Here is a 22,296-nt window from a genome sequence, read left to right on the forward strand (position 1 = left end):
GTGTTGTGCTCGGTGGCGCACTTCTATACCACGGCCCACCTGACGGCGCGCACCGCACTGGCCCAAATGCCCCCGGAATTCGAGTCGGTGGCTGCCTCACTGAAGGTGCCACTATGGACCACCCTGTGGCGCGTCACGCTGCCAACCTGCCTGTAAGCCATCCACGGAAATCGCCCGCTATTTCTTCGTCTCGGCAATGACCACGGTGTCCGCCGTGATCTTCCTGTACACCCCGGACAGTGTGCTGGCCGCCGTGGCGGTACTGAACATGGACGACGCAGGCGATACCGCCGCCGCAGCCGCCATGGCGACGCTGATCGTGGCAAGTTCCGCCGCCGTTTGCCTGCTGTTCATGCTGCTGTCGCAGGGCCTGCTGCGCCATAGCCAGCGCTGGCGCTGACCCGATCTGACCCACACACCACCGGGCGACTTGCCCGGTTTATTTGAGCCCGACAAGACATCTAGATGACTGGAGATATCATGCGAGAACCCATCCTGTTGACCCCCGGCCCGCTAACCACTTCGTTAGCGACCAAGACCGCCATGCTCACCGATTGGGGCTCTTGGGACAGCCGTTTCAATGAACTGACCGCCAGCGTATGTCGTGACCTGCTGCAGATCGTCAACGGTGGCAACAGCCATGTCTGCGTACCGCAGCAAGGCTCCGGAACCTTTGCTGTCGAGGCAGCCATCGGCAATCTGGTGCCTCCCACCGGAAAGCTACTGGTGCTGGTGGGGGGCGCCTACGGCAAACGCATGGTACAAATCGCGCAATACCTGCACCGCGAAGTGGTGGTATACGAAACGGCTGACGATACCCCGCCATCAGCCGAAGTCGTCGCGAGGCGGCTTGAGAACGACCCGACAATCAGCCATGTCGGCCTGATCCACTGCGAAACCAGTACCGGCATCCTCAACCCCTTGGCTGAGATTGCCACGGTGGTGCGCGCCGCCGGGCGCAGGTTAATTGTCGATGCGATGTCGAGCTTTGGCGCACTGCCCATCGACGTGGCGGCACTCAATATCGATGCACTAATCGCCAGCAGCAATAAGTGTCTGGAAGGTGTGCCCGGCATGGGCTTCGTGATTACCAACCGCGATAGCCTGATGGCCAGTCGTGGCAATAGCCATTCGTTGGCGCTGGATCTTGTGGCGCAGTACGACTACCTGCAGGCAACCGGGCAATGGCGCTTCACCCCACCGACCCATGTCGTTGCCGCACTGCGCTCCGCACTTGACCAATACCTCGCCGAAGGTGGTCAGTAAGCGCGTCTGGCTCGCTATTCGGCCAACGCTGCACGCCTGCAACAGCACCTCACTAAAGCCGGATTGCAGCTCTTCCTGCCGCCTACGCTACAGGCTCCCATCATCCTGACCTTTCATGCACCAGCCCACCCGGACTACCAGTTCCAGACCTTCTACGAAGCGGTGCGAGAACGCGGCTTCGTGCTGTACCCCGGCAAGCTCACCAGTCAGGAAACCTTCCGCGTTGGCTGCATTGGCGCCATCGACATAGCGGAAATCGAACAGGCTTGCCACGCCATCGTCGATACCTTGCGCCAGCTTGGCTGGATCCAATAAGGAAATACCGCATGCAACGTTATCAACATCTGGAAGCCGTCATTTTTGACTGGGCTGGCACTGTGGTCGACTTCGGCTCTTTCGCGCCAACTCAGGTCCTGATCGACGTGTTTGCGGCCATTGGGGTGCCGGTGAGCATGGAAGAAGCCCGCGTACCAATGGGGCTGGCCAAGTGGGATCATATCCAGTCGCTTGGCCGACTACCCAGCGTGGCCGAACGCTGGCGCGCACGCTTTGGTCGCGACATGAACGACGCCGATGTGGACGAGTTGTACCAGCGCTTCATGCCGCTACAAGTGGAGCGTGTGGGTGAATACTCGGCACCGATTCCGGGCGCCATCGCCACCGTTAGGCAACTACGTGAACGCGGACTGAAGATCGGGAGCTGTTCCGGTTATCCACGCGTGGTGATGGACAAGCTGCTGCCGCTGGCCGCCGCGGCGGGCTACTCACCGGACCATACGGTGGCAACCGATGATCTAGCCGCTGGCGGCCGCCCCGGCCTGGATGGCTTTGGATAACGTGCTGGCGCTGGCGGTAAGCGACGTGCGCCATTGCGTAAAAGTGGACGACACTGCGCCCGGCATCAGCGAGGGCCTGCACGCCATGTGGACGGTTGGCCTGTCGGCCAGTGGTAATGCCGTCGGCCTCACGGCGGCAGAGTGGGCGGCACTTACCCCGGAACAGCAGGCACAGAAACGGCTACCCGCCACTGCCATGCTACAGGTCGCCGGTGCGCACTATGTCATCGACACCATCAACGAGCTCCCTGCCGTACTGGATAGCATCGAAGCACGCCTCGCCGCCGGTGAGCGTCCATGAACCAGTCGCCATTCTGGTTTGCCGAAGCGCTGGCGGCAGAAGATGTCCGGCCGCAGCCGCCGCTGCAAGGCGAGGAAGCTGCTGATGTATGCATCATCGGCGGCGGCTTCACCGGCTTGTGGACAGCCTTCCAGTGTCGGCAAGCCCGGCCAGACTGGCGCATCGTGCTACTGGAAAAGGCACATTGCGGTAACGGTGCTTCCGGCCGCAACGGTGGCTGCATGCTGACTGGTCGACCAAGTATCTGTCCTTGGTGAAGCTGTTTGGGGAAGCTGAAGCACAACGGCTGGTAGCGGCATCGGAACAAGCGGTCTTCGATATTGCCAACTTCTGCCTCGAACACGGCATTGATGCTGACCTTCGGCTGGGCGGGGCCGTCTACGCCGCCAGTAACCGTGCACAGCTTGGGTCGCTGGACGGCGTACTGGCCGCACTGGCAAAGGTTGGCCGAAACCGCTGGCAGCCGCTGGATGATGCCGCCACCCGTGCAGCGAGCGGTAGTCCCGCCATGCAGGCAGGATTTATCACCGATGCGGTAGAGCGGCTTGCAACCGGCCAAGCTGGTGCGCGGCTTGCTGCGGGTGGCACGGGCCATGGGGGTGACGGTGTACGAACAAAGTGCCATGACCCGGATTGCCGAGCACGGCAAGGTGGTCGTGGAAACGGCGCGGGGCCGGGTACTGGCCGACCAGGGCTGTGCTGGCATTGAATGCCGACATGCCACGTCAATTTCCGGCTTTGGGCAACACGGTGCTGCTGGTTTCATCCGACATGATCATCACTGAACCGGTACCAACACTAATGGCACAGATCGGGCTTGATCGCGGTCAGGCCGTATGTGACCTACGCACCTTCGTCCACTACTGGCGCAGCACCCCGGACGGGCGACTGATGTTGGGCAAGGGCGGCAATCGCATTGCTTTTGGCAACCGGCTTCATGATTACTTCGATGCTCCCAGCGCCTATCAGGGCCAACTACAGCATGCATTGGCACGCTTTTTTCCCGGCGATGGCTGATATTCCGGTCACACAAAGCTGGACCGGCGCCTCGGATCGATCGGCCACCGGCTTCCCCTTTTTCGGCCAACTACCGGGCCATCGCCGCGTATTCTACGGTATGGGTTATTCCGGCAACGGGGTCGTACAGAGCTATCTGGGCGGGCATATTCTTGCGTCACTGCTGCTAGAGCGTACTGATGAATGGCAAAGCTGCGGCCTAACACGAGGCCCGCTGCAACATTTCCCACCCGAACCGCTGCGCTGGTGCGGAGCCATGGCGGTACGCGGAGCAATCCTAAAGGGCTGGAACGCGCGCACGATGCAGCCAGAACACCAAGCTGGTGGGACCAACGAATCGCGGGGTTTGCCAGCATGGTAAGCAAGGCCGACTGAAATGGCGAGCGGATGGCCGGAAGCACCGCCGTCGCTTTTGTATGGAATGACAACAGACTCAAGCCACACCTAGCCAAGCGCCAAACGGCGACCGGCGACCGGCGACCGGCTGAACTTTAGCCGAGAAGCCCTCTGCCAGAGAGTCGCTGGCAGCGCTCGGTCACAAAGACTGACGTCAGCCAACCCTGCCACGCAAACGATCGGCATCCAGCAGCACGATTTCCCTGCCATTAACCTCAATCAGCCCGGATTCGGTCAGTTGGTGCAGCATGCGGGAAAAGGTTTCCGGTGTCAGATTGAGCCGCGAAGCGATCAGGTTCTTGTTAACAGGCAATGTCACAACGGGCAGCCCCGTTGCTTGCGGATCAACATTTTGCAGCAAGTAGCCCGTTACCCGCTGCAGCGAATTTTCAATGGAATAGCGCTCCACATCCCTGACCAAGCCATGCAGGCGCATCGACAGGCCCGCCAGAAGTAAGGGCAAATGCCGGGTCTCGCTCAATGGCCTGATAGATGGCTTGTGCGTCAACCTTTAACAGGAATCCATCTTCCAGAAACTGTGCCATGACCGGACAAGGGCGCCCGGGGAACATCACGGCTTCAGCAAAACTCTGCCCGGGGTGAACAATTTCCATCACCTTTTCGCTGCCCTGCGACGACGAAATAGCCAGTTTTATCCGGCCATACACCACCAGAAACATGCCGTCACAAGGGTCGCCTTTCTGGAACACGGTCTGGCCTTTCATCCCCCGCACTTCGTGCGTAAAGGCACCAGAGCCTGAATCTGCTCTTCAGACAGCTCCTGAAACAGCGGTTGATGACGCAAAAACGCAGGTATATCGACAGTAGGCATGGTAGTTTCCGTATTCCAGACCGGGTGGATAACCGGCAGAGCCATTTCCAACAGGCACATACCACCCATGCTGGCGAGCATAGGCTAATGACCATAGCGCCTCCATACGCACGAAGCATGGAGGCGGCTAGTTCGACCGGCGTAGTCTGGCAATCAAAACAGCCGACCCGGCTAGTGGCTGGTGCCTTCCGAACGATTCACCTTGTTGAAGACATTGTATTTGCCAATAGGCTTCATCATGGGCAAAGCCGCCACTTCGGCAAACGTTTGCGCATCCACCACAATCAGTTCACCGGGGTTTTGCATCACCGACACCAAGGCGTAGCGCCCGTCCCGGGTAAATTCCACATGCGCCGTGGTAAGGCCCGGCCGCAGCACCAGTTGTCGTGCCACGCTCATGGTGCGCTTATCAATGATAGTCAGCATATCCTTATGCGCACTCATCATCGAATCAGCCCAAGCGTACGGCGTGTTTTCATGGCTGCGCAGAAAAAACCCGGGGCCGGGCAAGTTGATGTTCTTCACCACCTGCCAGCTGTCCATATCAACAAAGGTGACCTGCCCTCCCTTCAGATTAGGCGTTGCCATATAGCGATGGCCACCCCGTTCAAAAGTGATGCCAGACCCCAGATGCGGCATGCCACCCAAGGCCAGATCACGCACCTTGCGATGGCTATCCGGGCTGATGACTTCGGCCCGGCCATCACGCGATGCACCCAGTACGTGACGGTATGCCGGATCAAAAAGAAATCGTCCAGCACCATATCCAGTGACGTAACTATCGGGTTGAGCGCGGCTGCCGCCGGGGCTTTGTCCGGATGCTGGCCGTGCGCCAAGCGTGGCCGGATCCTTTCGGCTGGCGTGTTATAGGGGATTTCCCACAACTCTGGCACATCTTTCAGCGCCACGATGAAGCTGTGCCGCGGTGCCGCCTCGTATACGGCCGAAACGCGTGACGGTTTACCCGTCTGGCTGACCACCGGATAGGTGCGAACGGGTTTCAGACCATGGGCATCCAGCAGCACCAGTGTTGCTTAAGCAGGTGTTGCCCGCCAGCACCCATTTGCCATCGTCCGATACCGCCAGATTGCGGGTGTTCAGCCCGACACGGATATCCGCCACTACTTGCAGGCTGTACAAATCATACTGAGTCACCCAGCCATCGCGGCTGGCAAAATAGACAAACCGGCCATCCGGCGAAAACTTGGGGCCGCCGTGCAGGGCGTAATGGCTGGCAAAACGGCTGATCGGCTTAAAAGTATCGCCATCCATGATGGTGACATGATGATCTCCGGCTTCCACCACCACAAAAAGGTTCATGGGGTTGGCCGAAAACACCGGCTTGGCAGGCAAGCGCGCTTCGTCCACCACCTGCTTGTGGCTGGCGAGCATGTCCGCCACCTGCCAGCGCGGCGGCTGGGCAGGTGGTGTATTCAGATAATAAAGCCAGTGACAGGATATCGGATTCGGCCAACTTGCCAGCAAAGCCCTGCATCTGCGTCGCCCGGCGACCATGGCGAATGGTGTCGGCAACCTCGGCCGGTTTAAGCCGGTCCGGGCTTTCCGGCAACAGAGTAAGCCCCATCCCGCCCATGCGGTCCACGCCATGACATTGCTGGCAGTTTTGCTGATACAAAGCAGCAGGATCGGCCAAGGATAACCGGGGCAACAGCGTCATGGCAGCGATCATGATCGTCAACAGCGGTGTTTTCATGCGCCCACCTCATCCAGCCATGTAGAAGGCACCGGTAAATCATCATGCCCCGGCATCCGGCTGATTTCCTCATCCGTGAGATAGCAGGCCGGATCAGCCGCCCAGAAATCGCCAGTCAACTCCAGGGCGCGCACCCGGGTATTACCGTTGCAAATAGCCAAGTGGAGGCAGGTGGCGCAGCGCCCGCCCACCGGCCGCGGGGATTGCTTCAGCCCGGCCATCAGCGGATGGGAAACATCCTGCCAGATGACCGAAAACGGCCGCTGCCGGACATTGCCCAGTTGTACTTTCCACCACATGGTGTCCGGATGCACATTGCCAAGGTTATCAATATTGGCCACGTTTACGCCGCTGGCATTGCCACCCCAGGGCTTCCAGCCGCTGCCGAAGCCCAGCCAGCAGCGCCGGATAATGCCGGGCGGCCCAATACAAAAGATAAACACCATCGGCATCATTGTTACCGGTGACAAATTCCTTGGCGGCTCCGGCGCGAATATGGCCGGGCACGACTCAATCAGCAAATCCATGGCCCAGCGTGTCCGGGCATGACGCACATCATCGGCGCGGTGCTTGTTGCCACGCCCGGCGTAGTTAAGGTGCGAGAAATAAAACTTTTCGATGCCCTCGTCTGCCACCAGCTGTAGCAAGGACGGCAAGTCATGCGCGTTGTCTTCGGTCATGGTGTAGCGTACGCCCACCTTCATCCCGGCCTGATGGGCCAGCCGCACGCCATGCAAGGCCAGATCGAAACTGCCATCCAGTAAGGCGGAAACGGTCGTGGGTGGCACCGATGCCATCCAGGGCTGATACCCACATAGTCAAAGCCGGTATCGGCCAGCTGGCGGACATTTTCCGCATTAATCAACGTGCCGTTGCTGGATAACCCGACATAAAACCCCATGTCGCGAGCACGTTTGCCAATGCGGAAAATATCCGGACGCAGCAGTGGTTCGCCACCGGAGAGAATCAGTACCGGCACGCCAAAGGCCGCCAGATCATCCATCACGGCAAAAACCTCATCGGTGGAGAGCTCCCCGGCGAAGTCCTTGTTGGCTGAAGTGGAGTAGCAATGTTGGCAGGTCAGGTTACAGCGACGGATCAGGTTCCAGATCACCACCGGTCCGCGCGCAGCGGCCCGCTCTGGCCGGGGCTGGCTGCCGCCCCGATGGAGGTATTGCAGATATTGGGTGAGACGCAACATGGTGGCACACCGGATTAATGACGATGGGCTGAGTGTGAGGCCCGGCCCGGCCATTTCTCCTTGATACCAATCAACCGAAACCGGCGCACTTGCCGCACTCAGATGCGCAAGCCGCTTTTTTCAGAATCTGCGTGGAAAACAGCACATCGCTGGCGCGACAAGCATCGCCCAGAAGCGCTTTGACGGGCTCCAACTGCGCCAGCACACTGGCTCGATCCGGCCCATGCAGCATGGCAAACAGGTTGTAAGGCCAGTGCGGCAAATGCCGTGGGCGCCGATAGCAATGGCTGACGACATCCAGCTGGCCAATCAGTTGACCAAGACGGTCAACCTGATCATCCGCCACATCAAACACCGCCATGCCATTGGCGCGATAGCCAATGCGGTAATGATTGGGGACCGCGCCAATGCGGCGAATAACCCCGCAATCCAGCATACCCTGCAAGCGATGCACTACCTCATCGGCGGTCATCTCTAGCTGCTGTGCCAATACTTGCCGGGGTCGCTCACCAGTGGCAGCCCGGCCTGCGTGGCACGCACCAGTTGATGATCGGCTTCCTCAAGATTTAGCGCCGGACCCGTTGCGACTGGCAACGCTGACCTTTCAATATTTCCCACTCGGGTCTGCCCACCGACAGCAAAGTGCATGCCGACAAAGTATTCACGCTCTTTGGGAAACTCATGTACTGGCAGGCCGGTTGCGGCTTCAATGGCAGCACAGGCCGCGTTAATTCCTGCTGCCGTGGCGGTAGCCAGTACAAACCACATGTTGAAGGCATGCTCGCGCCGATAATTGTGCGCCACCACCGGCAACGCATTGACGGTAGCCGCCACCTCGTCAAACCGCTCCTCCGGCACCATCAATGCTGCCAGCACAAAGCGCCCGCCCATACGCTCTATCTGGTACATCGGCCCAAACCGCGTCAACACTCCCTGCTTTAGCAACCCGGCCAGCCGGTGTAGGAGGATGCTTTCCGTCGTTTGCAAACTGGCGGCGGCCACGGCAAACGGCTTGGGCTGCAAGGGAAAGCCACCTTGCAGCTGCTCAATGATGCGGGTATCCAGCGCATCGGCCTGCCAGATTCCCTCAGCGGCCATAACGCGCCCCGCGCTGGGTATAACGTCGCAGGGATGGCAAGACCGCAGACGGCAGATGCTCCAGCTGGTGGCGTTGGCTAATGTCATCCAGATGCTGCTGCAACTGATCCTCCGTCTTGGCATGGATCATGCAAAACAGCTGATAGGGCCATTCCGGCAAACGCGCTGGTCGCTCGTAGCACAAGCTTACCGCGGCTTCTTCGGCCAACCTTAACGCCACGGCTTCACGTTGCGCCGGATCATCAATCTGCCAGACACACATGGCATTGGCTTTGTACCCCAGCTCGCGGTGGCTGACGACAAAGCCCAAGCGGCGAATCACGCCCTGTTTTTGCCAGTGCGCCAGCCGTTGCAGCACATCGTCCTCTTGCCAGCCGCAGGCTTTCGGCCCAACTGTTGGTAGGGCCGCTCCATCAGTGACAGTCCTGTCGACAGGGCCGACACCAGACGGCGTTCGCGCCAATTCAGCATCAGGCTGGGCGGTGGCGGTGACTTCGAACGGCTTTGGTCTCCATCCGGCAGAAAAGAAAAACCCAAATCAACATGGTATTCGCGCAGCAAAGGCAGGTTCAGCGGTTTGAGCCCGGTGGCAAGATAAATGCGGGAGAGAACCTGCGCCACTTCAGCCGCCGTCTCCGCCGCCACAACGAACCACAAATTGAAATGGTGTGCCCGCAGGTAGTTGTGATTGACTTCAACGTGGCTGCTGACAAAACTCGCCACGGATTCCAACCGCTCGGGCGGTACCGCCAGTGCGGCGAGAGTGCTGCTGCCCACCGTATTGGGAGCAAATATGCAGCCAAGGCGTGACAACACGCCAAGGCGGCGAGCCTGCTGCAACTGCCCGATCAGCTCCGCTTCATTCCAGTCGTCGGGACTGTCGTTTGCCAACTGCAAAAACGGCCGGGAAACCGGGGGAAAATCACGCTGGTAACCGTCCAGCAAACGTAAGGTACGTGGCGAAAGACTGCTGTGAATATCGCGATACATCTACATGCCCATTCTAGCGGCGCGCCAGCTGAAAAATATCCCCGAAGGCCCGCGCGCAGGTAATTCGCCCACCGTTTCCAGTGTAGTGGTATCCACCACAACCAGCTTGTCGTCATCGCGGCTGGACAACCACACCGCATCGCCACGCGCGGTAAATTCCATATGCAGGATGGCGCGCCCGGGATGCAGGGTTTTAATCACCCGCATGCTCGGCACATCAATGACTTGCACGACGCCATTATCCGGGAAGGCAAAATTGACCCATACCCGTTTGCCGGTGGGTTCGGCCATTACAAACACCGGCTGGCCCAATACCGGCACGCGGGCATGTTCTTTCCAGCTACGGTTATCAGCCACCAACACCTCATGACGGCCGATAGTAAGCAGAAAAGCGTAATCCCCCGCCATGGACCAACCACGCAGATGCGGCATTTTGTATACCGGCATGGCCTTCTGGCCGCGGCCATAGCCATCCAGAATGCGCCGCACGCCCTGTTCCGGGTGCCGGTATCCAGCAAAGCGAGGCCGTCTTCGCCATAAAGGCCAGCCAGATAATAGCGGCCATCGCTGCTGGCTAATCCGTCATACGGGCTTTTGCCAACATGTGGCGAGGTTTTTACGCTCGGTGAACGTGGATTACTCGCATCCACGATCCAGATTTCACCGCTATCAAAGAGTGAAAAGACAAAACGGTTACCGGGCAAGTCGGCAAGCCCCACCACGCGGGAGGGTTTACCATCCGCTCCTGCCGTCGTTTTCACTTCAGACAACAGCGTCAGAGTGTCGGCATCAAACAGCTTCACGCCGCCCGGTTCATAATTTTGCGCAGCGACAATGCGGCCATCGGAGGAAATGGCGCCGCCGATACTGTTGCTGGCCTGCTCTATCCGTTTAACCAGCCTGAAGGTCAGCAGATCGACCTTGCTGATCGCGCCATCCCGGCCAAACACATACGCATAGCGGGCATCACGCGAAAATACCACTGAGGCATGGGACAAATCGCCCAAGCCCTCTACCCGTGCCAGCATGTGACGGTGGCTGTTGTCCACCACTTGCACACTACCACTGGCGCGCTCTATCACAACGCCCAAGTCGCCGGTGCCACGCAAGGCAGGGCTCGCACAGCCTGCCAGCAATAAGACCAGCAAACTCAGGGCGTAGCGCCCTCTTTTAACCAGTGAACCAGCCATTGTGCTTCTTCTTCTGTCAAAAACGGCCGCCATGGCGGCATCGGTGTGCTGGACGGCCATTGAGTATGGTCGCGACCAGACTGTCATCCGGCTTTCCGGCCAGTGCCACAGGAGTCAGCGGGCTGCCAAGGCCACCCTTCAGGGTCAAACCGTGACAAGCACCGCAGTCCTGCCGGACCAGATGGCGCAGCCATGCGGCCCGCTCGGGTGGAGGCTGCACCACCTTGCTGTCAGCCTTGGCACAAGGCTCCCAACCAAGCAAGGCGGCGCAGAGCAACAGCCTTATTACTGGGTAAGAATCCATTGCACCATGGTCTTCAGGTCAGCGTCAGGCACTTGCGGATTCGCTGGCATAGGGATGGCACCAAAGCTGCCTGAACCACCCTTTTTCACCTTGTCCATCACTTTGGCCAGCACTTTCTGGCCTCTGTATTTGGCTGCCACCTCCTTATAAGCCGGGCCAACCACCTTGTGATCGACAGCGTGACAAGCCGGGCAGTTGTGTTGCTGCAGCAGCCCTTGCGGCGTTGCGGCCAGAGCTTCTCCAGAAAGAATAACCAGAGCAGACAGAGTTAAGGCAATACCGAATGTTTTCATGCTGATCTCCCGGTGGGCCAGAACGTGTCTGGCCCACGTTTCAGACTGGTCAGTAAATATCGTGCTGGGTGTTGTAGACGTTGAACTTGCCGGTAGGCGTGATCAGACGCGGGTCTTTGATAACCGCCTTGAGCTGGCGGGTCTTGTCATCGACCACCACAATGGCCGACTGCTTGTCCTTGGCACTCCATACCGAGAACCACACTTCGCTACCATCCTTGTTGTACTCCGGTTGCAATACACGCTTGGCACCATCGCCCAGGCCCGCCCATTTGGCGATCGGCAAGGAGACAAAGCCCTTGTCCAGATGCTTGATGTCAAACACGGCTACGCTCTGACTGAATGCCGTGTCCGGATTCAGCGCAGTATCTACCCACAGGTTATGCGATTTCGGATGGGTTTTGATAAACAATGATCCGCCACCCTGCCCCTTCAGCACACGCACCACTTTCCACGCCTGAGCCTTGTGCTTATCCGGGTCAGTGCCGATCAGGCTGATGCTGTCGTCACCAAGATGCCCAGTCGCCCATACCGGGCCAAACTGCGGATCTACAAAGTTGGCGCCACGCCCCGGATGCGGCGTTTTGCCCACGTCTACCAGCGCGGCCAGCTTGTCAAGCTTGGTATCCACCACAGCCACCTTGTTGGAGGCGTTGGCGGCAACCATGAAATAACGCCCGGTGGTGTCAAAGCCGCCGTCATGCAGGAATTTGGCCGCATCGATAGTGGTGGTCTTGAGGTTGGTGAGGTCGGAGTAGTCAACCATCATGATCTTGCCGGTTTCCTTGGCATTGATCACGAATTCGGGCTTGAAGTGGCTGGCCACAATGGATGCCACGCGCGGCTCCGGATGGTATTCGTTGTCAATCGTCATGCCGCGCGTGCCGACAATCTTCAGCGGCTTGAGGGTATTGCCTTCCATAATGACGTACTGCGGCGGCCAGTAAGCGCTAAGCTACGGCCAACTTGTCGTCAAATCCCTTGTATTTGGAGGTTTCTACCGAACGGGCTTCCAGGGCCGATGCGGATTTCCGCCACGGTGTCCGGCTTGGCCATCCACAGATCAATCAGGTTGATCTTGCCGTCGCGGCCAATCACATACAGATAACGGCCAGATTGCGACATGCGCGAGATATGTACGGCATAGCCGGTTTTGATGACATTGATAACCTGCTTGCTGCGGCCATCGATCAGGGCAATCTCACCGGCATCCCGCAAAGTGACAGAGAACAGATTGGCGACATCCGGGTTGTTTTCCTTGTGCTTGGGCCGTTTATTCGGCGGCACCAGCACCTTCCAGCTGGCCGACATCTGTTTGATGCCAAACTCAGGCGGCGTAGGCGGTTCCTGCTGGATATAACGCGCCATCAGGTCGACCTGAGCATCGCTCAATTCACCGGATGTACCCCAGTTGGGCATACCGGCCGGGGAGCCGTACTTGATGAAAGTCTTGAGATATTCCGTACCACGAGTCAGCGTGATGTCAGGCGTCAACGGTTTACCGGTGGCCCCTTTCCGCAATACCCCGTGACAGTAGGCGCAGCGTTCAAAATAGATCTGTTTGGCGCGTACAAATTCCGCCTCGGTCATGGGCGGTGCCTTGGGGTTGATATTCTGGTGCATAGGCTCATTAACCAGAGGAGAAGCAGCTCCCTGATATCTGGCCTCAGCGGCGGTTGTCGTGGTGGAGGGGGCATCCGCCGGGGCATTTATCACGGCCAGTGGCAATATGGCCAACAACGCACCCTTTGTCAGCAGGGACAGCCTCGGGGTCTTCATGGTAGGAACTCCAGCGTTACGGTAATCACAGGACAGGGGCATCATCATCCCCGCGGCATATCTGCTCCTTGATTCGTATCAACGCTTTCCGGCCCGGCAACAGCCGCCTTTCACCACGTCATTCAAGGCTTGTCCGGCAACGATACCGGGCTGTCTTCCAGCCCCCAATCGCCGTATTCATACCAGTCCTCTCCCAGTACTTCTACCGGGTGCTGGGTACGTCCGGAACCATTGCCGCACTGCAGGGAATCTGCCGGGCAATATTTGTCACAGCCCCAGCAGATACGCTCGGGGTGTGGCGGATTGATGGGAAATTTTTTGGCCATGATGGGATTGTTTCACTGCCTCCGGCCGCCAGCATGGATACAAATCAAGAAATTGCCCTTGCCACGTGGCAAAAAAATCCCGGCCGCCATCGGCCGGGAGCAGTAAAAACACCCTTGGAATACAGATCAGGAAAATCAACCTCAGGCAGGCATCAGCGAGTAAAACTGGCGTACAAGCGGGTCAATACCTGTGGCAGGGTTTGTGCCTGCTGCACCACCACATAACCACGATGACCAAACAGATGGGGCAGATAGTCGCTCCCTTCGCGGTCTACCGTCACGCAAAACGGCACCAGGCCATCACGACGGGCTTCCAGAATCGCCTGCCGGGTGTCTTCAATGCCATAACGCCCCTCGTAGTGATCCAGATCATTGGGCTTGCCATCCGAGATGATCAACAACAGGCGACGTTGCGCAGCCTGTTGCAACAAGATGCGGCTGCTTTGTCGAATGGCCGCACCCATACGGGTGTAATAACCGGGACGGATAGCCATGATGCGGCCGCGCGCGTTGTCATCGTAACGGTCGGCAAAGTCCTTCAAGACCTGCAAGCGCACCTCCTGCCGCCGGATGGACGAGAACCCGTACAGACCAAAACCATCACCACTGGCCGACAGGGCTTCGGCAAACAACAACAGGCTGTCGCGTATCACGTCGATTACCCGCCCCTCGCCTACCCAGCTCTCGGTGGAGAGCGACAAATCTGCCAGCGTCAGGCACGCCAAGCTACGTTCGCCCGGCGGCCGGGCTGGTATAACGGCGGCTCCGCCACTGCCGTACCACTGCGTTGCTCTGCCATAAAACGGATGACGCGGTCGATATCAATGTCCGGGCCACTGGCTTCGCCGCTGCGTCGGACGCGTTCCGGTGCCAGTGCCTGAAACTGGCGGCGGAGCCGTCGTGCCAGCGGTTGCAATCTGTCCGGCAAGGGCGAAGGATGGGCATCACGTGGCAGCATCGGCTTGATAATGCAATGGTCTTCCACCAATCGTTGCTGCTTCCAGTTCCATTCCGGCAACTTCAGCCCCTCGCCCAGCGGGCTGTCATCGTAAGCGGCAGCGGGCAGGTCAAGATCAAACTTCAGACGGCTGGATTTGGTATGGGCATCCTGCGTGATCGACAAGCGGTTCATGTCCTCGGCCGCTGCTTCACCGTTATTGTCATCATCCTCATCGGTGTGCCGGTTGACCTTGACGTATTCGTCCCGGGTAAACAGGCTTTCGGCGCGAAATACCAGCAACATGCCGTTTTTCCGCTCATCCTGCACCACGCGCTGGGCACGATAACGCCGGTGGCGGTGTTGCTGGTTCGGCCGCTTACCCTCGGGGTTTTGCGCCTCGTTCTGCGCGGCGTCGCCGGTCTGATCCACCGTCGGTGGCGTCGGGTGCAACCACAGCGGGACCGGCATCGGCGGCTGGAGAATGGCGGGCATCGGCAAGTTGGCCGAAGGTTGGCGCAGGATGGCCTGAATGGCACGTTCGACGGCAGCCTCGGCCTTGGGCAATCTGGCCGGATCTGGGCGCATGGGCAGCAAGCCGTCCACCAGTCGCTGATAAACCTGCGCCAGACCCGGCATGGCGGCGAGGCAAGCCGCCGTGGCCGCGCGGTTCCGTTCCAGCCAGTTGCCTTGTGTCGGCGCAGAGGCTGCCGGGGCAATCAGCCAGAAATACAATTGGCGATTCAGCGAGGCATCCGGATACAAATCCAGCTTGTCCGGCAGATAAAACGCCTGATTATCGCTCCACGCGAGTTCCACCCGGGTCCCGGTGCCAGCCAGTCGCTCAATCAACCGACGCCGAGCGCCATGCTCGGTCCCCACCGTCGAACGCAACACCAGTCTGCCCTCCCCACCCATGGCGCGAAAAAACAGCGGCGCCTGTCCGGCGATACTTTCCAGTGTCACCGCGGCCTTGGGGTAGCCCCGGTAAGCCGCACGGCGCACCAGCTTGTCCCACCAGCCCCCTACGATGTCTTCCATGGAGCGTCGCCTCTAGAGAGGAAACTGGGTATCGATCACCGCCAATAGCGCGGCAATGGTATCGGCTTCATCGCTCAATGGTTCGGCCAACGCTGTATGGCAGGCCAGACGCGGTGACATGCCCGACATCATCAGTTTGGCAGCGTATACCAGCAGGCGGGTACTGACCGATTCGTCCAGATCGTAGCCGGTAAGCCGTCGCAATTGCCCTGCCAGCGTGACCAATTGGCGGGCCCGGGTTTCAGAGATACCGGTTTCCTGCATCAGTACAGTCAGCTCCACCTCCGGCGACGGGAAGTCAAACGTCATGGCAACAAAGCGCTGACGGGTACTGGGCTTCAGGGTTTTCAGCACATGCTGATAGCCCGGGTTATACGACACCACCAACATGAAAGATGGCGGTGCCTCCAGCAATTCGCCAGTGCGTTCGATAGGCAAAATGCGGCGATCATCAGTGAGCGGGTGCAGGACCACGGTGGTGTCCTTGCGCGCTTCCACCACTTCATCCAGATAACAGATCCCGCCCTGACGAACCGCGCGGGTCAGCGGACCATCACACCAGATGGTCTGACCATCACCAATCAGGTGGCGACCGACCAGATCGGCGGCAGACAAATCGTCATGGCAAGAAACGGTAATCAGCGGCAAACCAAGCCGGGCGGCCATATGGGCAACAAAACGGGTCTTGCCACAACCGGTCGGGCCTTTGATCAGTACCGGCAATTGCTGCTGCGAGGCGGCTTCAAACAGGCGACATTCTTCGCCCTGAGCCTGATAAAACGGAGCAGTCACGGAGGTGGGAGCGGGGGCGTTCATGTTCAGGTCTCAGTAAAAACTCAAGATCAACAAACCCGTCACCAGCAGCAGCCAGCCATGTACCAGCAAGCGCAGCCAGCGCGGCGCATAGCGCAGACCCATATAGTGCTCGATCACGGTAAATCCCTTGATTCCAGCCAGCAACAACACCAGCGGAGCCAAAACTCCATGCCGTAGCGACAGGTTCTGTTCGGCCAACAATGCCGCCATCACGGTCAGGCCGCTGAGCCAGAGCCACAACAAAAATTGACGGGTAGAGGATGGATAGTTCATGAGCACAGCATAGGTCGCGCCCTGCCCGCCATCCTTGATACCGGATAAGGGTTTGACCATCGGCTAGCGCGCCACATAGACCAGCGCAAACAACACCAGCCACACCAGATCAACCATATGCCAGTAAGCCGCTGCCGTTTCCACGCCATCCATCCGACCCGGGCCATAGCGACCGTCACGCGACATCCACCACACTGCGGCCACAATCACCATGCCCAGCACCACATGCAGGAAATGGAACACCGTCAACGACAGGTAGAACATCCAGAAATCATTGCTGGACAGCGTAATGCCTAAGCCATGAACTTGCCAGCCAGTTCATACATCTTGCACAGCAAAAACCCGCCACCAAACACCATGGCCAGCAACAGTGACTGACGGCTAGGCACGTTGCCGGTTTTCGGCCAACCTTTTCACTGCGGCCACCATGCAGGCACTCCCCGCAATCAGCAGCAAGGTGTTGAGCGTGGGAAGCAGCAAGGCCAGATGCGACTGTCCTTCCGCAAACAACACCGGCTGACGCAGCCGATACACGCCGTACACCAGAAAAAACACGCCAAATACTGCCAATTCCGCCAGAATAAAACACCACATGGCCAGATCACCCGGCACATGGCGCTCAGGTAGCACCTCGGTTCCAGCCAGACTTTGCACGCTCATTTCGACCTCCAAAATCAAAGAGGCAGCCCGAAAGCCGCCTCATTCCAGACAATGTTTGCAGTTACTCAGCGTTCGCGCTTGCCGGTAACAAAGAAGCTGGAGACATAAGTCATCAGTCCGCTAAAGAAGCACAGGCCAAAGCCAAAGCGCGCCCAGTACATCGGCATGATCTGCTTTTGGGTTTCCATGAAAGACAGCGGCGTGCTGGACAGGCGTTGCAGCGAGACTTGCAGCACAGCGGCGGCCGTCAACGACAAGGTAATACCGACGATGGAGAGCGTCATCACCCAGAACGCCGTCTTTTCCAGCTTCTGCGCCAGCAGGCTGTTGGCTTCGCGGCCACGCAATAGCGGCATGGTGTAGGAAATCATGGTCAAGACCACCATGGCGTAAGCACCATAAAAAGCCATGTGCCCGTGTGCGGCGGTGAGCTGCGTGCCGTGCGTGTAGTAGTTCACTACCGACAACGTACCCGGGAAGCCCCATACGCCAGCACCCGGAAAGACATCACCCCAGTCCCGAGCGCCCACAAGGTGGCGGCCTGATTCGGGTGCTCACGACGGCGCCGTTTGACCATGTTGAAGGCAAACACCGTCATCATGAAGAAAGGAATAGGCTCCAGTGCCGAGAAGATCGAACCCAACAGCTGCCAGTAGCCCGGCGTACCGATCCAGAAATAATGGTGGCCCGTGCCGATGATGCCGGTAATCAGCGTCATGGCGATGATCAGATACAGCCATTTTTCGATGATTTCGCGGTCAACACCGGTCACCTTTACCAGCACGAAGGCCAGCATGGCACCCATGATCAGCTCCCACACCCCTTCCACCCACAGGTGAACCACCCACCACCAGAAGTACTTGTCCAGCACCAGGTTACTAGGGTTTACAAAGGAGAACAGGAAGAAAACCGCCAGCCCCCACAGCCCAAGCAGCATCACGATGCTGATGCTGGTCTTGCGACCGGACAGCAAGGTCATGGACAGGTTGAACAGGAAAGACAGCGCCACCAGCACAATACCCACCTTGGTGATCAGCGGCTGCTCGAGATAACCGCGCCCCATGGTGGGCAGCAAATCATTGCCGGTTAGGTGCGCCAGCACGTTATATGGCAAACCGAGGTAGCCAACGATGGTCAGCGCACCGGCAATCAGAAACACCCAGAAGGTGACAATCGCCAGTTTTGGGCTATACAGCTCACGCTCGCACTCTTCGGGGATCAGGTAATACCCGGCGCCCATAAAGCCGAACAGCAGCCAGACAATCAGCAGGTTGGTATGCACCATGCGGGCCGTACCAAACGACACAGCGGGAAACAGAAAGTCACCCTTGAAATACTGCAGGCCAATGATCAGGCCAAACAGGATCTGCCCGATAAACAGGCCAATCGCGGCCATAAAGTAGGGCTTGGCCACCGCTTGCGAGCGGTATTTTATCTGGTCACCTACTTCGGCCTTGCAAACGCGAAGCGATGCCATTGTTGCGTTACTCATGTGTGTTCTCCGGAAGCAATTGATCGCGTGACTGATCAGCCTTCGATATTGGGCGGCCAATTATTGGTATTGATCTGCGAGGTGTATTTCAGGAACGCCACCAGATCATCCAGTTGGGCATCGTTCAGATTAAATTGCGGCATCTGGCGACGACCCGGCGCATTGGTTGGCATCGCCTTCATCCAGCCCTTGATGAAATCCGGGCCACGGCGCACATAAACATTACCCAGCTCCGGCGCAAAGAATGCGCCCTCACCGATCAGTGTGTGGCAGCCCGCACAATTGCGTGTTTCCCAGATTTTCTTGCCACGAGCGACCTGCTCGTTCAGTTGCGCCTTGGCGTTATGGCTGGGCACAGCCATGGTCGTGTCCACGGTCAACCCGAGAAAAATCAGGAAAAAGAAAACCGACCCACCGTAAAAGATGTTGCGGGCCGTCGATTTGGTGAAGCTCGCGCTCATCACGTCCTCCTAAAGTGCTTGTACCGGCAAGCCCGGCACCTGCGGCGAAATGTACGGTTTTGGGCATTCCAATAGCATTGATTCGAATCAACGATTTCCAGCACCAAATATCCCTACACTCGGCGCATCTAATCCGTGGTCAGACCAGAGGTAAGCATGAACCGTCCATATCAAGTGCGGGACAAAGTCCCTGATCCGATTAGGGAAAATGCCGATGGCACAACTGGCTTCTTGCCCGGAAGCGTTGCACTGGTAGGCGCAGGGCCGGGAGATCCCGACCTGTTGACGCTACGTGCGGTGCAGCGTCTGCAACAGGCCGATGCCGTGCTGTACGACCACCTGCTGGATAGCCGCATCCTCGACCTGGCCCCGGCATCCGCCAGCCGAATTTGCGTGGGCAAACGAGCAAGCCGCCACACACTGCCGCAGGAAGACATCAACCAGTTATTGATACGGTTTGCCCAACAAGGCATGCGAGTGGTGCGACTAAAAGGTGGCGACCCACTGATGTTCGGGCGTGGAGGTGAAGAGCTGGAAGCGTTGGCCGAAGCCGGTATCCGCTGCGAGGTAGTGCCGGGGATCAGTGCCGCACTGGGCGCCGCCGCCAGCGCCGCGTTGCCACTCACCCATCGCCACTACGCCCAGAGCTGCAGTTTTGTGACCGGCCATCGCCGCGAAGGAAAAGAAGAACTGGACTGGGCTGGTTATTGCCATCCCGGACAGACCATCGTGGTTTACATGGGGCTGGGGCAGGCCGCAAACATTGCCAGCCAGTTGATGGCTAACGGAATAAGCGGCGACACCCCGATCGCCGTGGTCGAAAACGCCTGCTCCGACAAGCAGCGTTGCCTATGCGACACCTTGCAGAACCTGGCCGTACTGATCTCACAGCAGCAAGTTAGCTCGTGCGGCGTTACTGGTGATTGGTCATGTCGTCACCCTGCACCAGAAGCTGGTGTCCATGAAAACAGCCGCACAGGCAAGTTCTTGATTCGTATCATTCAAACGGGAACAACCTGCACCGCATACTGCAGCTTTACTTACTGACCCGCTTCAGAGGACTTTAGCCATGAACGCCATAGCACGCCTGACCCAGCAGCATCGTGACTGCGACGATATTCTTGCCTCTGCCGAACAGGCTGTTCGTAGCGGGAACTGGAACCGGGCCAGACAAATCTGTCAGGTCTTGAATGTCGAGATAGAACAACACTTTCAACTGGAAGAAGATCAGGTTTTCCCGGCATTTGAAGCGGCCACGGGTATTGATAGCGGGCCGACGGAGATGATGCGATGCGAGCACAACGAAATCCGCCAGCTCCTGCAAGACATGGCCGATGCAGTCAATGGGGAAGATGCCCGGGCATGGCTGGGTCACAGTGAAACCCTGCTCATCCTGACGCAGCAACACAACATGAAGGAAGAAAACATCCTATACCCGATGTGTAGCCAGCACATTGTCAATTTTGAACAGCTGGTGCCCTCTGGAGAATACGCATGAACCCCGTCGACCTGCGTCATCTGGTACCCCCGGAACCGATGGAAATCATTCTGGATGCGGCCGATCAGTTGCAAAGCGGCCAGACGCTGGGCTGGATTCTGCCCCACCATCCGACACCACTACTGCCGATGCTGACGGCACAAAACATCAACTATCGTTTCGAACTATCCGGCGATGGCGGGGTAATTCTTTACATCAACAAAGCATGAGTCAGGCCTGGCTTTCCTACGACAAGGCACCACCCGTGTGGTTGCCTGCCGTCTTTTTCGTGGCCACCCTGCTGTGGTTGCTGACGCTGGGCATGGTGCTGTTACCCGACAGCATCGAAACCGCCAACCGCTATCAACCACAGGTATTGGCCCTCACCCATGTTTTGGGACTGGGCGTACTGGGCAACATCATGGCCGGGGCCATCCTGCAAATGCTGGCCGTGGCCAGCGCCGTCCCCACACCACGCCCGAGACGCTTGCTGTTTAGCCTGTTCCTGCCGTGGCAAGCCGGGACAGGATTACTCGTTGGCGGCTTTCTGCACGATTTTTCACCCGTTGCCATGCTGACCGCGGCGATATTACTGAGTGCGGCAGTCATTCGGCTGGTTTGGCATGGATGGTATGGACTGGCACGCAGCCCTGCCCGCGATGCCACGAGTCAAGGCATTGCACTGGCGCTGGCGGCACTGTTTGTTACCGCACTGCTTGGGTTATCCATGGTGCTGACACTTACCGGCCAGCTGTCACTGCCCATCATGCCGCTGCTGCACAGCCATGTACTGTGGGCCGCGGTGGGCTGGCTGTTTCTGCTGCTACTGGCCGTCAGCCAGACTGGCATTCCAATGTTTCTTGTCACGCCACCTTACCCGGCACGGACCGCCCGATTAGCGATGGCCGTAGTGGTACTACTGGTAACGTGCACACTCGCCCTGTTCTTCTGGCCACGCGGGCTGCCACTGCCCGCCACCCTGTTGTTGATGGCTGTGGTGATGTATGCCGCCTTGTCATGGCGACTGTTGCGGCAAAGCCGTCGACAGGCCGATCCCGTTTGGTGGCAATGGCGGGTGGGCATGATTTGCCTGCTATTGGGTGGACTGAGCGCCTTGTTATGCACAGGGTTGGCCGAATGGCCCGGCCTGCCATTGTTGGCCGGACTGTGGTGGCTGGGCGGTGTAGGGCTGAGTGCCACGCTGGCAATGTTGGGCAAAATCGCGCCCTTTCTGTCCTGGCTGCATTTGAAACAGCAAAACCCACCGCGTGGTCTGTTGCCGTCCACTCATGGTTTTCTGGCGGAATCAGCCCAATTGCGTTTGCGCCATTTGCATCTGTTGTGGCTGCTGGCCGGGACGTTATGGTGCTGGCAGCCCTGGTCGCTTCCATATTCTGTTTGCGCTCATAACACTCATTCAGGCGGGCTATGCGCTTTATCTGGCCAGCAAAATCACGCAGCGTTATCAGGCCGTGAAACGTGCCATTCCCCGCTAATCACACATCTTTCGCGCTCGCCAGATTTTCTTGATACGAATCATTCCGTCCACAAGGTGCAGACACCGATACTAAACGCCCCCCACTTTCAAGGCTGATT

41 protein-coding genes and 1 pseudogene are annotated in these 22,296 nt (G+C 58.5%); 14 read left to right on the forward strand and 28 right to left on the reverse strand.

Annotation, left to right across the window (positions count from 1 at the left end; genetic code table 11):
* From GKE73_RS00185 to GKE73_RS00230, 10 genes are all read left to right on the forward strand, one after another.
* Positions 1-156, forward strand: coding sequence for a hypothetical protein (locus GKE73_RS00185; protein WP_230368615.1), 156 nt, complete (start codon positions 1-3; stop codon positions 154-156).
* A 40-nt stretch (positions 157-196) separates the two neighbouring features.
* A complete protein-coding gene (locus GKE73_RS00190) occupies positions 197-400 on the forward strand; it encodes a hypothetical protein (protein ID WP_230368616.1) in 204 nt (67 codons plus the stop codon).
* 80 nt (positions 401-480) lie between these two features.
* A complete protein-coding gene (locus tag GKE73_RS00195) occupies positions 481-1,266 on the forward strand; it encodes a 2-aminoethylphosphonate--pyruvate transaminase (RefSeq protein WP_230368617.1) in 786 nt (261 codons plus the stop codon).
* A 63-nt stretch (positions 1,267-1,329) separates the two neighbouring features.
* Positions 1,330-1,581 (forward strand): hypothetical protein, encoded by a 252-nt coding sequence (locus GKE73_RS00200; RefSeq protein ID WP_230368618.1) that lies wholly within the window; start codon positions 1,330-1,332, stop codon positions 1,579-1,581.
* An 11-nt stretch (positions 1,582-1,592) separates the two neighbouring features.
* Positions 1,593-2,102: an HAD family hydrolase gene (locus tag GKE73_RS00205; RefSeq protein ID WP_230368619.1), complete on the forward strand. Its 510-nt coding sequence runs from the start codon at positions 1,593-1,595 to the stop codon at positions 2,100-2,102.
* Positions 2,089-2,403, forward strand: a complete 315-nt coding sequence (locus tag GKE73_RS00210) for a hypothetical protein (RefSeq protein WP_230368620.1) — start codon at positions 2,089-2,091, stop codon at positions 2,401-2,403. The genes GKE73_RS00205 and GKE73_RS00210 overlap by 14 nt, the downstream gene beginning before the upstream one ends.
* Complete coding sequence (locus GKE73_RS00215) at positions 2,400-2,660, forward strand: FAD-dependent oxidoreductase (RefSeq protein ID WP_230368621.1); 261 nt, start codon at positions 2,400-2,402, stop codon at positions 2,658-2,660. The genes GKE73_RS00210 and GKE73_RS00215 overlap by 4 nt, the downstream gene beginning before the upstream one ends.
* Positions 2,654-3,112 (forward strand): hypothetical protein, encoded by a 459-nt coding sequence (locus tag GKE73_RS00220; protein WP_230368622.1) that lies wholly within the window; start codon positions 2,654-2,656, stop codon positions 3,110-3,112. The genes GKE73_RS00215 and GKE73_RS00220 overlap by 7 nt, the downstream gene beginning before the upstream one ends.
* Positions 3,100-3,420 (forward strand): FAD-binding oxidoreductase/lyase, encoded by a 321-nt coding sequence (locus tag GKE73_RS00225; protein WP_230368623.1) that lies wholly within the window; start codon positions 3,100-3,102, stop codon positions 3,418-3,420. Before GKE73_RS00220 ends, GKE73_RS00225 begins: the two co-directional genes overlap by 13 nt.
* Positions 3,413-3,781 (forward strand): FAD-dependent oxidoreductase, encoded by a 369-nt coding sequence (locus tag GKE73_RS00230; RefSeq protein WP_230368624.1) that lies wholly within the window; start codon positions 3,413-3,415, stop codon positions 3,779-3,781. The genes GKE73_RS00225 and GKE73_RS00230 overlap by 8 nt, the downstream gene beginning before the upstream one ends.
* A 189-nt stretch (positions 3,782-3,970) precedes the next feature.
* Here GKE73_RS00230 and GKE73_RS00235 read toward each other — a convergent pair whose 3' ends face one another.
* The 28 genes and pseudogenes from GKE73_RS00235 to GKE73_RS00345 form a co-directional block, all read right to left on the reverse strand.
* Positions 3,971-4,252: a Crp/Fnr family transcriptional regulator gene (locus GKE73_RS00235; RefSeq protein ID WP_230368625.1), complete on the reverse strand. Its 282-nt coding sequence runs from the start codon at positions 4,250-4,252 to the stop codon at positions 3,971-3,973.
* Positions 4,206-4,541 carry a Crp/Fnr family transcriptional regulator gene (locus tag GKE73_RS00240; RefSeq protein ID WP_230368626.1) on the reverse strand — a complete coding sequence of 112 codons (336 nt, stop codon included), beginning with the start codon at positions 4,539-4,541 and terminating at the stop codon, positions 4,206-4,208. Before GKE73_RS00240 ends, GKE73_RS00235 begins: the two co-directional genes overlap by 47 nt.
* 278 nt (positions 4,542-4,819) lie before the next feature.
* A complete protein-coding gene (locus GKE73_RS21890) occupies positions 4,820-5,311 on the reverse strand; it encodes a cytochrome D1 domain-containing protein (RefSeq protein WP_312854317.1) in 492 nt (163 codons plus the stop codon).
* Positions 5,218-5,673, reverse strand: coding sequence for a cytochrome D1 domain-containing protein (locus GKE73_RS21895; RefSeq protein ID WP_312854318.1), 456 nt, complete (start codon positions 5,671-5,673; stop codon positions 5,218-5,220). Before GKE73_RS21895 ends, GKE73_RS21890 begins: the two co-directional genes overlap by 94 nt.
* Complete coding sequence (locus tag GKE73_RS21900) at positions 5,609-5,920, reverse strand: cytochrome D1 domain-containing protein (RefSeq protein ID WP_280954650.1); 312 nt, start codon at positions 5,918-5,920, stop codon at positions 5,609-5,611. Before GKE73_RS21900 ends, GKE73_RS21895 begins: the two co-directional genes overlap by 65 nt.
* A complete protein-coding gene (locus tag GKE73_RS00250; protein WP_230368627.1) occupies positions 5,901-6,362 on the reverse strand; it encodes a c-type cytochrome in 462 nt (153 codons plus the stop codon). Before GKE73_RS00250 ends, GKE73_RS21900 begins: the two co-directional genes overlap by 20 nt.
* Positions 6,359-7,150: a hypothetical protein gene (locus tag GKE73_RS00255; protein WP_230368628.1), complete on the reverse strand. Its 792-nt coding sequence runs from the start codon at positions 7,148-7,150 to the stop codon at positions 6,359-6,361. The genes GKE73_RS00250 and GKE73_RS00255 overlap by 4 nt, the downstream gene beginning before the upstream one ends.
* A complete protein-coding gene (locus GKE73_RS00260) occupies positions 7,063-7,563 on the reverse strand; it encodes a radical SAM protein (RefSeq protein WP_230368629.1) in 501 nt (166 codons plus the stop codon). The genes GKE73_RS00255 and GKE73_RS00260 overlap by 88 nt, the downstream gene beginning before the upstream one ends.
* 70 nt (positions 7,564-7,633) lie before the next feature.
* A complete protein-coding gene (ahbB, locus tag GKE73_RS00265) occupies positions 7,634-8,035 on the reverse strand; it encodes a siroheme decarboxylase subunit beta (protein ID WP_230368630.1) in 402 nt (133 codons plus the stop codon).
* Between the two features lie 2 nt (positions 8,036-8,037).
* On the reverse strand, positions 8,038-8,661 hold the full coding sequence (locus GKE73_RS00270; protein ID WP_230368631.1) for an Lrp/AsnC family transcriptional regulator: 624 nt from the start codon (positions 8,659-8,661) through the stop codon (positions 8,038-8,040).
* Complete coding sequence (ahbB, locus tag GKE73_RS00275) at positions 8,651-9,019, reverse strand: siroheme decarboxylase subunit beta (RefSeq protein ID WP_230368632.1); 369 nt, start codon at positions 9,017-9,019, stop codon at positions 8,651-8,653. Before ahbB (GKE73_RS00275) ends, GKE73_RS00270 begins: the two co-directional genes overlap by 11 nt.
* On the reverse strand, positions 8,980-9,606 hold the full coding sequence (locus GKE73_RS00280; RefSeq protein WP_230368633.1) for a hypothetical protein: 627 nt from the start codon (positions 9,604-9,606) through the stop codon (positions 8,980-8,982). The genes ahbB (GKE73_RS00275) and GKE73_RS00280 overlap by 40 nt, the downstream gene beginning before the upstream one ends.
* A 45-nt stretch (positions 9,607-9,651) precedes the next feature.
* Entirely contained in the window at positions 9,652-10,098 is a 447-nt protein-coding gene (locus tag GKE73_RS21905) for a cytochrome D1 domain-containing protein (RefSeq protein WP_280954651.1), read from the reverse strand.
* Positions 10,099-10,199: 101 nt separating this feature from the next.
* Positions 10,200-10,928 (reverse strand): annotated as a pseudogene (locus GKE73_RS21910) (cytochrome D1 domain-containing protein); the annotation flags it as partial.
* On the reverse strand, positions 10,858-11,118 hold the full coding sequence (locus tag GKE73_RS00290) for a c-type cytochrome (protein ID WP_280954652.1): 261 nt from the start codon (positions 11,116-11,118) through the stop codon (positions 10,858-10,860). The gene GKE73_RS00290 and the pseudogene GKE73_RS21910, both read right to left, overlap by 71 nt.
* Positions 11,119-11,126: 8 nt before the next feature.
* The gene (locus GKE73_RS00295) at positions 11,127-11,438 is read right to left on the reverse strand and encodes a c-type cytochrome (RefSeq protein WP_230368634.1); all 312 of its coding nucleotides are present in this window, start codon (positions 11,436-11,438) and stop codon (positions 11,127-11,129) included.
* 49 nt (positions 11,439-11,487) lie between these two features.
* Positions 11,488-12,360 (reverse strand): cytochrome D1 domain-containing protein, encoded by an 873-nt coding sequence (locus GKE73_RS21915; RefSeq protein WP_280954653.1) that lies wholly within the window; start codon positions 12,358-12,360, stop codon positions 11,488-11,490.
* Positions 12,361-12,410: 50 nt separating this feature from the next.
* Positions 12,411-13,217 carry a nitrite reductase gene (locus tag GKE73_RS21920; RefSeq protein WP_280954654.1) on the reverse strand — a complete coding sequence of 269 codons (807 nt, stop codon included), beginning with the start codon at positions 13,215-13,217 and terminating at the stop codon, positions 12,411-12,413.
* Positions 13,218-13,339: 122 nt separating this feature from the next.
* Positions 13,340-13,543 (reverse strand): DUF3079 domain-containing protein, encoded by a 204-nt coding sequence (locus GKE73_RS00305; protein ID WP_230368635.1) that lies wholly within the window; start codon positions 13,541-13,543, stop codon positions 13,340-13,342.
* A 152-nt stretch (positions 13,544-13,695) separates the two neighbouring features.
* Complete coding sequence (locus GKE73_RS00310) at positions 13,696-14,268, reverse strand: nitric oxide reductase activation protein NorD (protein ID WP_230368636.1); 573 nt, start codon at positions 14,266-14,268, stop codon at positions 13,696-13,698.
* On the reverse strand, positions 14,256-15,521 hold the full coding sequence (locus tag GKE73_RS00315) for a hypothetical protein (protein WP_230368637.1): 1,266 nt from the start codon (positions 15,519-15,521) through the stop codon (positions 14,256-14,258). The genes GKE73_RS00310 and GKE73_RS00315 overlap by 13 nt, the downstream gene beginning before the upstream one ends.
* Positions 15,522-15,533: 12 nt before the next feature.
* Positions 15,534-16,337 carry a CbbQ/NirQ/NorQ/GpvN family protein gene (locus GKE73_RS00320; protein ID WP_230368638.1) on the reverse strand — a complete coding sequence of 268 codons (804 nt, stop codon included), beginning with the start codon at positions 16,335-16,337 and terminating at the stop codon, positions 15,534-15,536.
* A gap of 9 nt (positions 16,338-16,346) precedes the next feature.
* Entirely contained in the window at positions 16,347-16,670 is a 324-nt protein-coding gene (locus GKE73_RS00325; protein WP_230368639.1) for a cytochrome C oxidase subunit IV family protein, read from the reverse strand.
* 3 nt (positions 16,671-16,673) lie between these two features.
* Positions 16,674-16,874, reverse strand: coding sequence for a cytochrome c oxidase subunit 3 (locus GKE73_RS00330; RefSeq protein WP_230368640.1), 201 nt, complete (start codon positions 16,872-16,874; stop codon positions 16,674-16,676).
* Positions 16,875-16,991: 117 nt separating this feature from the next.
* Complete coding sequence (locus GKE73_RS00335; RefSeq protein WP_230368641.1) at positions 16,992-17,270, reverse strand: cytochrome c oxidase subunit 3 family protein; 279 nt, start codon at positions 17,268-17,270, stop codon at positions 16,992-16,994.
* A gap of 65 nt (positions 17,271-17,335) precedes the next feature.
* Positions 17,336-17,728, reverse strand: a complete 393-nt coding sequence (locus tag GKE73_RS21925) for a cbb3-type cytochrome c oxidase subunit I (RefSeq protein WP_312854319.1) — start codon at positions 17,726-17,728, stop codon at positions 17,336-17,338.
* Positions 17,728-18,762, reverse strand: a complete 1,035-nt coding sequence (locus GKE73_RS00340) for a cbb3-type cytochrome c oxidase subunit I (protein ID WP_280954656.1) — start codon at positions 18,760-18,762, stop codon at positions 17,728-17,730. The genes GKE73_RS21925 and GKE73_RS00340 overlap by 1 nt, the downstream gene beginning before the upstream one ends.
* A 35-nt stretch (positions 18,763-18,797) precedes the next feature.
* Positions 18,798-19,223: a c-type cytochrome gene (locus GKE73_RS00345; protein WP_230368642.1), complete on the reverse strand. Its 426-nt coding sequence runs from the start codon at positions 19,221-19,223 to the stop codon at positions 18,798-18,800.
* 156 nt (positions 19,224-19,379) lie between these two features.
* Here GKE73_RS00345 and cobA point away from each other — a divergent pair, with 156 nt between their 5' ends.
* From cobA to GKE73_RS00365, 4 genes are read left to right on the forward strand one after another with little or no spacing between them, the layout of a single operon-like run.
* A complete protein-coding gene (gene cobA, locus GKE73_RS00350; RefSeq protein ID WP_230368643.1) occupies positions 19,380-20,270 on the forward strand; it encodes a uroporphyrinogen-III C-methyltransferase in 891 nt (296 codons plus the stop codon).
* Between the two features lie 22 nt (positions 20,271-20,292).
* Positions 20,293-20,721, forward strand: coding sequence for a hemerythrin domain-containing protein (locus tag GKE73_RS00355; protein WP_230368644.1), 429 nt, complete (start codon positions 20,293-20,295; stop codon positions 20,719-20,721).
* The gene (locus tag GKE73_RS00360) at positions 20,718-20,930 is read left to right on the forward strand and encodes a DUF2249 domain-containing protein (protein ID WP_230368645.1); all 213 of its coding nucleotides are present in this window, start codon (positions 20,718-20,720) and stop codon (positions 20,928-20,930) included. Before GKE73_RS00355 ends, GKE73_RS00360 begins: the two co-directional genes overlap by 4 nt.
* Complete coding sequence (locus GKE73_RS00365; protein WP_230368646.1) at positions 20,927-22,294, forward strand: hypothetical protein; 1,368 nt, start codon at positions 20,927-20,929, stop codon at positions 22,292-22,294. Before GKE73_RS00360 ends, GKE73_RS00365 begins: the two co-directional genes overlap by 4 nt.
* The last annotated feature ends 2 nt before the right edge of the window (positions 22,295-22,296 follow it).

It is taken from the genome of Paludibacterium denitrificans, assembly GCF_009707705.1.
Lineage (GTDB): Bacteria > Pseudomonadota > Gammaproteobacteria > Burkholderiales > Chromobacteriaceae > Paludibacterium_A > Paludibacterium_A denitrificans.